15 protein-coding genes and 1 tRNA gene are annotated in these 12469 nt (G+C 48.4%); 8 read left to right on the forward strand and 8 right to left on the reverse strand.

From position 1 onward, the window contains the following. Window positions 1-97: 97 nt before the first annotated feature. From HA494_05395 to HA494_05410, 4 genes are all read right to left on the reverse strand, one after another. Window positions 98-173 (reverse strand) — tRNA-Pro (locus tag HA494_05395). Window positions 174-231: 58 nt separating this feature from the next. Next, on the reverse strand, window positions 232-2190 hold the full coding sequence (locus HA494_05400; protein NHV97207.1) for a molybdopterin biosynthesis protein: 1959 nt from the start codon (window positions 2188-2190) through the stop codon (window positions 232-234). 15 nt (window positions 2191-2205) lie between these two features. Further along, the gene (locus tag HA494_05405) at window positions 2206-3477 is read right to left on the reverse strand and encodes a molybdopterin molybdotransferase MoeA (GenBank protein ID NHV97208.1); all 1272 of its coding nucleotides are present in this window, start codon (window positions 3475-3477) and stop codon (window positions 2206-2208) included. 28 nt (window positions 3478-3505) lie between these two features. After that, on the reverse strand, window positions 3506-4432 hold the full coding sequence (locus HA494_05410; protein ID NHV97209.1) for a hypothetical protein: 927 nt from the start codon (window positions 4430-4432) through the stop codon (window positions 3506-3508). Window positions 4433-4495: 63 nt separating this feature from the next. Between HA494_05410 and HA494_05415 the strand changes: the two genes are divergently transcribed. From HA494_05415 to HA494_05425, 3 genes are read left to right on the forward strand one after another with little or no spacing between them, the layout of a single operon-like run. After that, window positions 4496-4732: an Lrp/AsnC family transcriptional regulator gene (locus HA494_05415; GenBank protein NHV97210.1), complete on the forward strand. Its 237-nt coding sequence runs from the start codon at window positions 4496-4498 to the stop codon at window positions 4730-4732. Window positions 4733-4748: 16 nt separating this feature from the next. Further along, window positions 4749-5006 (forward strand): Lrp/AsnC family transcriptional regulator, encoded by a 258-nt coding sequence (locus tag HA494_05420; GenBank protein ID NHV97211.1) that lies wholly within the window; start codon window positions 4749-4751, stop codon window positions 5004-5006. Window positions 5007-5022: 16 nt separating this feature from the next. Next, window positions 5023-5253, forward strand: a complete 231-nt coding sequence (locus HA494_05425; protein ID NHV97212.1) for an Lrp/AsnC family transcriptional regulator — start codon at window positions 5023-5025, stop codon at window positions 5251-5253. Here the strand turns inward: HA494_05425 and HA494_05430 are convergent. From HA494_05430 to HA494_05445, 4 genes are read right to left on the reverse strand one after another with little or no spacing between them, the layout of a single operon-like run. Next, window positions 5234-6202, reverse strand: a complete 969-nt coding sequence (locus HA494_05430) for a deoxyhypusine synthase (protein NHV97213.1) — start codon at window positions 6200-6202, stop codon at window positions 5234-5236. The genes HA494_05425 and HA494_05430 overlap by 20 nt on opposite strands. Continuing rightward, window positions 6192-6791 carry a phosphoribosyltransferase gene (locus tag HA494_05435; protein ID NHV97214.1) on the reverse strand — a complete coding sequence of 200 codons (600 nt, stop codon included), beginning with the start codon at window positions 6789-6791 and terminating at the stop codon, window positions 6192-6194. Before HA494_05435 ends, HA494_05430 begins: the two co-directional genes overlap by 11 nt. Before the next feature lie 47 nt (window positions 6792-6838). Continuing rightward, complete coding sequence (locus HA494_05440; protein NHV97215.1) at window positions 6839-7756, reverse strand: prenyltransferase; 918 nt, start codon at window positions 7754-7756, stop codon at window positions 6839-6841. Between the two features lie 37 nt (window positions 7757-7793). Further along, entirely contained in the window at window positions 7794-8387 is a 594-nt protein-coding gene (locus HA494_05445; protein NHV97216.1) for an AsnC family transcriptional regulator, read from the reverse strand. A 79-nt stretch (window positions 8388-8466) separates the two neighbouring features. On the opposite strand from HA494_05445, the gene HA494_05450 reads away from it, so the two are divergent. The 5 genes from HA494_05450 to HA494_05470 all read left to right on the forward strand — a co-directional run. Beyond that, complete coding sequence (locus HA494_05450; GenBank protein ID NHV97217.1) at window positions 8467-9915, forward strand: TldD/PmbA family protein; 1449 nt, start codon at window positions 8467-8469, stop codon at window positions 9913-9915. Window positions 9916-9921: 6 nt separating this feature from the next. Further along, on the forward strand, window positions 9922-11253 hold the full coding sequence (locus HA494_05455; GenBank protein ID NHV97218.1) for a TldD/PmbA family protein: 1332 nt from the start codon (window positions 9922-9924) through the stop codon (window positions 11251-11253). Window positions 11254-11313: 60 nt separating this feature from the next. Then, window positions 11314-11598 (forward strand): DNA-binding protein Alba, encoded by a 285-nt coding sequence (gene albA, locus HA494_05460; protein ID NHV97219.1) that lies wholly within the window; start codon window positions 11314-11316, stop codon window positions 11596-11598. An 81-nt stretch (window positions 11599-11679) separates the two neighbouring features. Then, a complete protein-coding gene (locus tag HA494_05465) occupies window positions 11680-12213 on the forward strand; it encodes a transcription elongation factor NusA (GenBank protein ID NHV97220.1) in 534 nt (177 codons plus the stop codon). A 44-nt stretch (window positions 12214-12257) separates the two neighbouring features. Beyond that, window positions 12258-12469: aspartate--tRNA ligase (locus HA494_05470; protein ID NHV97221.1), on the forward strand; the 212-nt coding region annotated here is incomplete at its 3' end.

The following is a 12469-nucleotide window of genomic DNA, read 5'->3' on the forward strand; positions in this document are numbered from 1 at the left end:
CTTGCAAAGTTTAGACTGCGAAATCGATAGTGGAATCTGCTCGGTTCTTCTGAAGCATCTATCCGATTAACTCATAGACTCTTCTGAGTTCTCAGAGTGGGGTCGGTGGGATTTGAACCCACGATCACATGGGCCCGAGCCATGTAGCCTAGACCAGACTAGCCGACGACCCCGCTCTGTACACTAACAAAGCTTCCACTCAGCTTATATTTATGCTAAGGGCTCTTGCATTCAGTTCGGCTTATATAATACGCTTCCTACGTCTTCGCCTACGCTGTAGCCTTTGAGCCGCCTTGTAAGCTCTTCTGCGAACCTCTTGGATGATAGTGCATCGATAAATCTTTGCACCGCAACCCTACTTAGCTTCTCAACTGGTATGAGAAAGTCGAATCTCTCTTCGGCGAGAGGTATGAAGTCGAGATCGTACGCAGAAGCCCAAGCTTCGACACCCACACCAACATCAGCCCTACCCTGCGCTACAGCCGCAGCTACTGCTGAATGTGTCTTCGCTTCTCTAGTGTAGCCTCTAATCCTCAAAACCGCTTCGCTGAGGGGTATTAGTGTTGATAGGTTGTGATCTATCAGCACCCTAGTCCCAGAGCCCTTATTCCTGTTTATGAAGACCACATCATCTCTAAGCAGATCCTTAAACGAGCGTATATTCTTCGGGTTACCCTTCTTGACTATAAAACCCTGCATCCTTGAGTAACCCCTAATTAGAACAGCGCTCTTCTGCAGACCGTAGACTTCGATAAAGGGCGTATTGTATTTTAGGGTCTGCTCGTGCAATAGGTGTGTTCCAGCTATATCTGCTTCACCCCTCTTGACAGCGAACCAACCCATAAGACTGCCCACATTCACTATCTTAGCGCTCAACCCAGCAATCTCTGTAATCAAACTAACACCAGGGCAGTGGCTGCCTATGATAACTAAATCAACAAGCTTAACCCTCTGAGAGAGAAGATGAACATCAACAACCTCCCCCTCATCCAGAAACTCCCTATCCTCACCAACCTCAATGAAGCCGTCAGCAAAGCTGAGCGCAGAAGCAGCACCTGGGCTCCCTAACACAGGGTAAGCGACCAACCCCCGTGGCGATGTGACTAGGTGCACAGGCACATACTCTCTTTTACCACGCCCAGCAGGAACACGGTAGGGTAGATGCGCGCGTTGAATACTCTCCACCTCGCCCCTGAATCCAGCTAGCTTCTGTATGATCGGTCTAGCGAAGACGTAGAAGGCTATCATAGCGGAGAGCGGGAAGCCAGGTAATCCTATGAAGATCTTACCATCCACCACACCAGCAACCGTAGGCTTCCCAGGTTTGATCCTCAGCCCGTGTACGAGGAGCCCGGGCTTACCTAGCTCATCCACTACCCTATAGATTATGTCCCCTAAACCAGCGGAGGTGCTACCTGAAGTTATGATGATATCTGACTCTCTTAGGGCTGAGGCTACAGCACCTTTTACTTCCTCGAATCTGTCTCCAAGTATACCTAGGTACTTTGCTGAGCCTCCGCTTTCTTCTACCAGGGCTTTGAGCGTGAAGCCGTTTACATCGTACACCTTCCCATATGGTAGGTTTGTGCCAGGTGGTTGGAGTTCGTCTCCGGTCGAAAAGATTGAAACATTTGGTCTTCTGTATACTTTAACCTTGCTGTAGCCTGAAACTATCAGCACAGCTATCTCTCTGGGTGTTAGTAGGGTTCCTTGGTGTAGTACGATGTCTCCTACTGTCAGATCTGCTCCAGCTTCTCCTACATTTTCGCTTGGGGCTGCGCTTCTGTAGACCAGTATGTAGTCTCCATCCCTCTTCGTGTATTCAACCATAACTACAGAGTCTGCGCCTTTGGGTAGGGGTGCTCCTGTTGCAACCTCAACCGCCTCGTTTAATCTAACCTCTACCTCCGGCTTCTGCCCCACTTCAACTCTACCGACTACCTTTAGCCTAACTGGGTTGTCTTCGTCAGCACCAGCAAGAGATCTTGAATCGACAGCATACCCATCGACTTCAGATCTGTCAAAGGGTGGTGAATCGGCTTTAGAGTAGATCGTTTCAGCTAATATTCTTCCAGCTGCCTCTTCGAGGTTAACCTCCTCTACGCCGAGTGGCTTTAGGCCGCCGAGTGCTTCTGCTATTCTACCTATCCCTTCTTCTACACTCAGCAGCCTATGGAAGACCACCGCCAACTTTAACCACCATGCTTAGAGAGGCGCCTCTATAGGTTGGATAAGATACGCTTCAACTTCGTCTCCTTCATCAAACCCCTCCACATTCTCTTCCACTATGATCATCGCGTTGGCTTTCGTCATAGATGAGAGCAAACCTGAGCCTGTTAACTTAATCGGCTCTATAAGGTAACCTGAAGGGCTGGGCATAACCCTCGCTCTAACAAAGCAGCGATACCCGACCTGTGTGGCAAGTTTTCTAGTCAGCCTACCCCTTACTTTAGGTTTCGGCTCTGGTTTTGTGCCGTAGATGAAGTTTATCACCTCATCTACGAAGACCTCGAAACCCACAAGCGCTGCTACTGGGTAGCCTGATAGTATGAATATGGGTTTACCACCAACCACACCAGCCCCTGTTGGTTTCGCTGGTCTCATGGCTACGCCGTGCACGATTAAGCCAGGTGAGCCGAGCTTTTGAACCGCCTCTGGCGTAAGATCTTTTTCACCTAGGCTAGTTCCCCCAGTTGTGACTATGATATCACATATCTCTAATCCAAGCCTTAATCTCTCTAATATCTTGTTTAACTCATCTTCTACTGTGCCTAGGTCTACGGGTATGCAGTTTCTCTCTTTTATTAGCGCTGTTAGCATAGGTTTGCTGCTGTTCACTATTTCGCCTAGCTTCACTTCCTCTCCGAGTTCCTTAAGTTCGCTTCCTGTTGATAAGATGCCTATTCTAAGTTTGCGGTAAGCTTTCACTTTAGTTATGTTTGCTGAGGCTAAGGCGCCTATATGCCAAGGTTTCATCCTTGTACCTTTTAGAAGCAGAGGTTTACCTTTTGCAAAGTCTTCCCCTTGCTTGGAGACATTCCTCCACTTTGCCACAGGGCTGTAGATGAGGACTTTGTCGCCGACCCTTTTTGTCTGCTCTACCATGACTACGGCATCCGCACCTTGTGGCATAGGTGCTCCTGTAAATATCTCAACAGCAGTGCCTGAAGAGATCTGCGGTATCTGGGAGGGTTCTTGTCCAGCTTCTGATTTGCCGATGACGGTCAGTTCTATTGGGTTAGTTGGCGTAGCGCTAAAGGTGTCTGATGATAGGACCGCATACCCCTCTACAGCTGAGCGGTCAAAAGGAGGCACATCTATTGGTGAGATGACGTCTTCCGCCAGCACTCTGCCGACACATTCACTTAAGGGTACGTCCTCAACCTCGATAGATAAGTTGAGGCTCCCCTTTATCTTTTCAAGGGCCTTATTCACTGTTATGAGCTCTGGGAAGCCGGACATCTTCTGCCTAACCATCACTACCCATTATTTATACATGGACCCCTTAAACCTTTACCAGATGCTCAAGGACCTTACTCTTAAGAGTGGTTAACGCATGTTCAGCGACTTCTAAAGGTGCACTGCCTGATGCAAACTCGGGTTTTCCTCCGCCTCGCCCGCCAAAGCTCTGAAGCACATCTTTCAATAACGCACCACAATTAAGCGCTAAATCCTTGCTTCTGCCCAGCACAAAGAAAGCATCTCTCTGCTCATCAACCAGCAACACGACGCTTCTTCCCTTTGCTATGGTTTCGCCAGCGTAGTCCATAAGAGCTTTACGCTCCACCTCTTTGTAAAGAGCGGCGTACACCTTGATTCCATTAACTTCTTCTGGCTCTAGTTGCTCAAGTATGAGCTTAGTTAGGTGGGCTGCTCTTCTTCTAAGGTCTTCTACTTCTTGCTTCAGATTGATCGCCGTTTGTAGGACTGTCTTTTGGGATGCGCCTAATGCCTCGCTCACTCTCATATGTAGGGCTATGGTTTCTGCCGCATATTCTTTAGCTTTCTCACCTACTTCAAATCTAATCTGGTAAAGCTCTTCGCCAGCCTTCGAGAAGCCTGTAACGAATATGCATCCGCATTCTTTTGTGTTGCTTACGTGCTTTTTTGTGCAGGCTGAGTAGTCGTATCCCTCTACTTCTATTACTCTTACTCTGCCAGTTATTCTCTCATCGTAGGATCTTAGGTTGGGAATAGCTTTCTTCGCCTCCTCCAGATCCTCGAAGAACCATTCCTTGACTTCTCTGCCTTCGTCTATCACCCTATTCGCAGCCTTGACAGCCTCGGCGACTACTTCCCAGTCCAACCTTGGTGTGCGTAAATAGAGGGTGTTGCCCTTCTCATCGTGCACAACTTTGATAGCTGAAGCTTCTGGTATTAGCCGCTTTATACTAGCCATAAGTATATGCTCAGCGGTATGCGCCTTCTCCAACCTCTGTCAACTACACCTTCTTAATAAAAGAATTTAAGTACATCCTATGTTGCTTAATGAAGTATGCGAGCGTATGTCCTTCTTACAACAAGACCCGGCACTTCCGAAGAAGTTGTGAGTGCCATAAAGGCTGCACGTAACATAAAGGGTGTTGTGCAGGCTGACTCCGTTTATGGGCGCTTTGATGCTGTAGTTGTGATCGAGGCTGAAGATCTAGAGACCATCAGTAGGACGCTATATAAGGTTATAGAGAAGATGCCTAACATCGTCCACACCGAAACTCTGCTTACCGTCTTCTAGCAGGTGCTTTCACCCCATGGCTATCAGAGCCTTCGTGCTGCTCACAACCAAACCCGGAACCTCCCAAGAAATAGTTACCTCCAGACGGATAAAGGGGGTAAAGATGGCGAGCTCGGTCTTCGGAAGGTTTGATGCTGTTTTAGTCATCGAGGCGAAAGATCTGCAGGAGCTAGCTAAGATCATCTACGAAGTCATCGCTACCCACCCTAATGTTGTGCATACAGAGACCTTGATCTCAGTCTTCCCACCCGGAACTCATAGAGTAGAGAGCTAGTATCTTGGTGACCGGGTTGGCGAACATAGAAGGGATCATACTCTTTAATCTAGCGAAAGGCGGTGAAAGAGAGGTTCTTGAACAGATTAAGGGTCTGGATGGTGTGAAGAAGGTCTTTGCAGTCTACGGGGAGTATGATGGCGTCGTCATCTTTGAGGTAAAGAATCTTAGCGAGCTTAAGAAGATCGTTAAGACGATGAGGTCAATAAAGGTTGTGACAAAGACCATCACCTACATAGCGATCTAACGCGGCAGCGTTCTGAAGTAGCATCTAGGCGCTCTAGGAGGGCTGCTACTATGAGTGGTAGGATGACTGTGGCTTCGCCGTGCACCGTAATCTGCTTAGCTTTAACATTAACCTTGCCCCAAGAGATAGCCTCCCTCACCTCAGCCCCGCTTAGGCTCCCGTCATACTCCACGGCTGTCGTTATGTAGACCGCGTAATCTAAGCCTCCTCTGAACTGGTTCCACCAGAGCGTGTGGTGCTTAGAGATGCCCCCACCTATCATCAGCGCCCCGCTCCTCTTAGCCTTAAAGACTATCGAAGCAAGTTCCTCTTCGTCCCCTAAAGGATCTATCATTATGCTCTTATGCCTCTGCCAGTAGAGCCAGATCTGACTGCCTACCGCGCCGTCGGTTAGGCCGGGGATGAAGACCTTCACACCTTTCCTCCAGCACCAATATAATATCGAGGATTCGTCTTGGATGTGCTCACCCAGCTTAGCCGCCAACAAGCTAGATGTAATCCTACACCCATCTGGTATGATCTTTTCGAAGAGGGGTTGTAGATGCTTCTCGAGGAGCGGACCATAGGAGTCTCTGGGTAGAATTATGTTACCAAGCCTGTGGTACCCCTTTCTATACAATGTTTTGTCGTTGAGCTGAAAGGAGCCGTGGAAGTAGGCGCCCCAGCATCTGGCTAGGTCGTGATCTAATGTGCCGCAAGTAGTTATGATGACATCAACAAGCCTCTGTTTAACAAGCTCCCTTATGACCCCCCTTAGACCAGTCGCTACCGGCGCTGCTGGGAAGGATAGGAACTTTACACACCGTTTATCTTTGACCATCTGCTCAAGTACATCCACAGCCTCTGCTAAGAGCCTTCCTGTGAAGCCACCCGCTCTCCTCATCTGCCTAACAAGGGCATCGCAGGTCATAGGTTTGCTCAGCTCTATATCATCAACTTTAACCAACATATTGCTTCACCTTCGCCAATATTTTATCTACTTCCCTCTGAGGGAAACCCAACCCCGCACTAAGAATCTCTTTAGCCCTTTCAACATCACAGATCTTCGCATAGATCTCTTCACAAGCTTCTCTAACCTCCCAAGGGTAGAAGACCCAACCCCTTACCTTCTGCAGATAGTAGTCTGGCACATAGGTTGTCCCCTCTTTTACAAGTAGGGTTGCGCTCCTAACCTCTTTAGCGCCGTATTCTCTGGTTAACTGAACAACGGTGGTTAAGCTCTGCCCAGAATCCACTATATCATCCACGATCAAGACCCGTTTACCCCATATACATTCTTTCGGCGGCTTCTGATACACCTCAACGCCCCTTCTTAAACCAACCTTCTCATAAGACCTCAAGTTCACTGTGTAGACTTTACTTATGCTCAATCTATCAGCCACCAAAACCCCGATTACAGCCCCTCCCTTCATAACAGCCAATAGTGTATCGGGTTGATGTGAGTTGTGGATGCGCTCAGCCAGATCTGAAGCATAACCCTCAACTTCAGCCCAGCTTAGAGATAGGTAGGTCGCCCCTTCTAAATCTACACTTAACATCGCCTCTACTATAGGTTTAGGGGGTTATAGTTATTCCTTTAGGGAGCTTACGGAGTTAATAGTGAAGCGATCCACACTACGAGATATGCTACGATAAGCAGCACACCAGTAAATATAGCGGTCTTCACCGTGCTCGCCATCGCCGGTATCATCCCCAAGTTATCCTCGTATTTCGCTTTAAGCACCTTATAGGCTATTCTAGCGTGTGGTATGGTAGCGAGCCCTATCAAAGCGGTTAGAGGTATGATGTTTGTAGCAGAAGATATTACCAAGACGATGTATGCCGATGCGAAGATGTATTTTAAGACCCGCGCAGCCCTCTCCTTCCCCAACCTAGCCACAACGTGATATCTCCCAAACTTCACATCAGCTTTCGTATCTGGAAACTCGTTGACATAAAGTACTGCTGCTGTCAGTATACCGGTTACCAAACCTATCAAACCAGCCTCTAGCGACAAAGCAGATGTTTGGACGAAGTAGATGCCGAGGAGAAGAGGGGGTCCGAAGCATAAACCAACCAACACCTCGCCGAAGCCTATGTGGGATATTATGGGTGAATAGAGCACAATACCCACACCAGCAAACACAATTAGAAATATTAGGATGGGGTTAAAGGCGCTAACATAAAGGAAGTATAAGCCTATACCTAACCCGAGGAGCAGAAGAAGAACGCCCTCAACCAATACACCCCTAGGAGTCATCCTCCCACTGGGCAAGATGCCGCTCCCACCACTGAAGGGTGTGCGCTCTGTTTCAACGTTGATGCCACTACGGTAGTCAAAGTAGTCGTTTAAAACGTTAGCAGCAGCGTGCAGCGCTGCAACACCCACCAGCGTTAAGACCGCATAGAGAGGGTTAAAGTAACCATCCTTTAGGGCGACTAGAATGCCTAAGATCGTGAAGACGATGGAGAGTATAAGGAAGGGTGGTCTAAGTTCCTCGAACCAAACCCTAACCTTGCTCATCTAATCTCCCCCCTCTCCATCAACCAAGATATATGTGTTAAACGCTCCTCTTAACTTTATATTCACTTAAACAAATTTGGCTACAGAAGAATCTGCCTTCGTCCTTAACTAAGTTCGCTTCCTCTTTAATCTCCTTTCTACAATTGAGGCATTTGACCTTAACACCGACACCAACTCTAGCACTAAACCCCCCGCGATCAACCGGATTGTCAATAATCAAGCTTGATTTTAGCGATTCAACGCCATCTAAAGCGGCTAACTTCTCACCGAACTTCTGTATACCCTTCACATCGTTCGCCGTAGCTAAGATGATGAGGTCATATTCGCCGAAGGTCTGGTAGACAGCATCTACCTCAGGGAGGTTGGCTATGTTCTTTAAGATTTCTTGCATCTTCGGTGCCTTCACCTTTAATGCTAGGAATGCTGCTGCGCAATCAATCTTCCTAAGATTTAAAGAGGCTTTAACTTGCAGCACACCCATCTCTTTCAGCTTCTTTAACCTACTTCTTACGGTCGGCTCGCTTATGCCAAGAGATGCAGCGATATGCTTTGTTGGCAGCCGCCCATCTTCACGTAACGCTTTAGCGATGCGGTAATCGAGCTCGTCAAGCATCATCCATCCATCAACCAACCCACACGGCTCTGTTAAGATCGCTGACCACTATCCGCCAACTACACTTATAAATGATCTTCTCCACCACACACTTGATATGAGCTTAGACCCAGATCTCGCTAAACTAGCTGTGGATCACGGCCTCTCTCTAGGTGCTGATTATGTGGAGGCGAGGCTGCACCACATATTAGAGGTCGGCTGCCTACTTAGAAACTCAAGCCCAGAGCCAACCATACTAGTTGACTCAAATGGGTTGGGTATTAGGGCACGTTATAAAGGGGCTTTAGCCTTCGGCGCCTCCAACACACTATCAACTCAGTCAGTCAAGGAGCTTGTAGAAGAGGTGGTTAAAAGGGCTAAGGCGTCCACTGGGCTAGTAGGCGAACCCATCGAATTCAGCGGCGAAGAAATGGGTAGGGGGAGTTGGTCAGCTGAAGAGAAAGAGAGACTTGAGGATATAGGTGTGCAGACGATGCTCAAGCACCTAAGAGAGTTAGATGATGTCATAAAAGATGGCTTCCACGGCGTTTCATTCACAAACAGGTTGCTGATGATAGAAACCTCTGTAGAAGAGAAGTTCTACGTAAACAGTGATGGTGCTGAGCTACGTAGCAGAGTGCCGAGGCTGAGCATATCATCATTCATCAACGCCAGCTACAACGGAAAGAACTACGCCATAACGATTCCAGCAGGCTACTCCTCCATAGGTGAGAGCGGAGGATGGGAGGTCGTGAAGCGCCTAGACCCATACACCTTCTTCAGAGAAGAAGGCTCTAATCTGGCGAAGGCTGTAAAGAGCGAGCGCAAACCCCCCTCGGAGCCGGTTGACGTAGTCCTTGGACCTGATGTCGTAGGTTTAGTTGCCCACGAATCTTCTGGGCACCCTGCTGAGGCAGACCGCATACTTGGAAGAGAAGCCGCTCAAGCTGGGGAATCTTACCTAAAGAAAGACAGCTTGGGGTTAAAGGTTGGGAGCAGCGAAGCGTATGTGAGTGATGACCCAACTATACCGCACTCCATGGGCTTCTACCTCTACGATGAGGAGGGTGTGAAGGCTAGAAAGAGGCGGCTCATAGAAGCGGGTGTGATAAAGGAGTATCTACATAACCGCGCTACCGCAAACGTCTTCTCAACAAAAAGTAATGCTGCGTCGAGAAGCGTAGCCTACAACCGTGAGCCCATCATAAGGATGGCGAACACCTATGTTGAGCCCGGAGACTATAGTTTTGAGGAGATGCTTGAAGGCATCAAGTTAGGCGTCTACATAAAGTCGTTTATGGAGTGGAATATAGATGATGTGAGATTCAACCAAAGATACGTAGGGTTAGAAGCTTATCTGATAGAGCGAGGCAAGCTCAAAGAAGGTGTGAAAGCACCTATTCTGGAGGTTACAACACCAAAGTTCTGGAGCAGCCTTGACGCCAGAGGTAAAGACATTCAGTTTAGGGCTGCGAGCTGCGGGAAAGGCGATCCTATGCAGGGAGCTCCTGTTTGGACCGGCGGTCCTCACATTAGGCTTAGAAACATAAGGTTGGGTGCGAGGTGAAGATGCTTGGATCTTGAGCCTATAGCGTCAGAGGTTCTCGGCGAGCTCGTTAAATTAGGTGCTGAAGATGCTTCAGTGATCGCAGCGCAGAGTTTCGAGAGGATGGTGAGGTTCAGCAACAACACCATATCTGTAACCAAGTCCATAAAGGATGTTGTCGTCTTCGCATACGCCGCCTTAAATAAGCGTAGGATAATGGGCTCAACCTCTAACCCCTCTCAAAACGCGCTTAAAGAGTTCGCCCGACGGCTTATCGAATCTTGCAAAATTCTTGATGCAAGCACAGAATATGCGCCTCTACCGAAAGGGCCATTCACCTACCCAACACACACAAACTACGACCCAAAGATAGAGTCGTGCGAAGAAGGGGTTTTGGAAGAGTACGTTAAGCAAATAATAGACCAAGCGATCAAAGCTGGCGGAGAAAGAACCGCAGGAGCATTAACCGCTGAAGCCAGCAGGATAAGCATCGCAACTACAGGCGGTATTAGGCAAAGTGACCGATCCACTAGAATACTGCTCAACCAAAGAGTCTTTGTAGGCGATGCTAGTGGACACGGGTTAGCTTGCTCAACACGCCTCAACACATTTAACCCTCTAGCTGCTGCTGAAGAAGCGGCTGAATACGCTAAGAAGGCTGTAAACCGAGGCCCGTGGAGCGAGGGCGTATATGATCTGATCCTCTCGCCTACGGTAGCGGCTGACCTTATTCAGCACGTAGGTGAAGCAGCCTCAGCCTTTGCTGTCGAATCAGGCATCTCATTTCTGGTGGGTAGGGTTAATGAGGAGGTAGCCTGCGATCTACTTACCCTTGTAGATCACGGTGTGGCAGATGGGGCGGTGAACACAAGGATCTTTGACGATGAGGGTGTAGCCACTAGGGATAATGTGATTATCGAGAGGGGTATACTTAGAACCTACCTTCACAACTCGAGCACAGCGAAGAGGTTTAATGCATCGACGACAGGCTCCGCTGGGATAATAGACCCCCATCCTTGGAACCTCGAAGTGTACCCTGGGCGCTACAGCCCAGACGAAATGATAAAAGAGGTGAAGGAGGGTTTTCTCATAACTAACAACTGGTACACCCGATTCCAGAATCTTAGGACGGGCGATTACTCCACCCTTCCCAGAGACGCTACCTTCTACATCAAAGACGGTGAAGTAAAGTATTGCGTAGCGGGGCTTAGGATAAGCGACAGCCTACCTAGGCAGCTAAAGAGCATCTCAGCGATCTCAAAGGAGCGTAGGTGGATCTACTGGTGGGAGGTCACCACACCGACTCTAGCACCGTATCTGCTCGTTAAACAGGTAAATGTAACTAAGGCTGTTGGGTGAACCGCAAATATTTTAAAACCATAAAAACTATACCTACGTCCACTAAAGGGCGATGACAAAATGCCAGAATCATCGACAACCATACTTATAGGTAAGAAGCCTGTGATGAACTATGTTCTCGCGTGCCTAACCATGATTCAGAACGGCGCCAACGAGGTCGTCTTGAAAGCTAGGGGCAGAGCGATAAGCAAAGCAGTCGACACAGCTGAGATCACACGCAAAAAGTTCGCACAAGATATCGTAGTGAAGAACATAAAGATAGACACGGAGCAGATAAAGAACGCTGAGACAGGCAACGTCAGCAACGTCAGCTCGATCGAAATCTACTTGGGGAAAGCGGCTTAAAGCCCCTTTCCTAATTTTTTCTAAATTTTCTTTTTTAGAGCATATAGGTTTATTTACCCTTATTCGCCCTCCACTGTACGGATGCCTATAAAGACCCCCATCTGCTCCTTCGACGCTAAGACTGGCATACTCTGCCCTAAATGTGAAGCTAGGCTTAGAGGGGGTCATATTAGTGAGCTTGATGTTGAAGCTTCGATCAAGTTGACTAAGTTGTCTGAAAAGCTGCCTGAATTAGAGAGGGTTTCCCTCATCAGAGCTCAGGCTGTGGATGGCGTATATGTGCTGACCTTTGCCGCTGGTAATCTTAGCATCCTTCGCTCGAATCCGTCTATCAGTAAGAGTATCGATGAGGCTATGGGTGGTAAGACGCTTCTTATAGAAGCGGAGTCTACTGACAGAAAGCTTCTTGAAGACCTCTTCTACCCTATAAGGATCTTGACGGTTAATATAGTCTGGCTACCTGATGGCAGCAAGCTTACGAAAGTGATAATCCCAGGCAGGAAGACTGAGCGCTTCCCTTTGGATATAGAGTTGATTAAGAAGGTCGTTAAGGCTGTCCGTAACATAGATCTTCTGGTGGAGTTTGAGCGCTCAGCATACGTGAAGGCTGAGTAAAAGCGGGGTAAAGGTTCTTAAATCGCTCGAAGTGCTGGTTATGTGTGGAGTGTAAGGAGCCTTATGGTAAAGGCGGCTTAAGCAGTCTAAGGACGCATACAGCATCGCAGCTTAGCGAAGACCAGATTGGGCAGAGTGTGAGGGTAGCTGGTTGGATCGAGGATATACGCCCCTTAGGCTCTCTAGCGTTTATCACGGTGCGGGACGCCACAGGCATAATACAGCTCCTCCTCCGCAAAGAGATGGGTCAACTATA

It is taken from the genome of Nitrososphaerota archaeon, from assembly GCA_011605775.1.
GTDB lineage: Archaea > Thermoproteota > Nitrososphaeria > Nitrososphaerales > JAAOZN01 > JAAOZN01.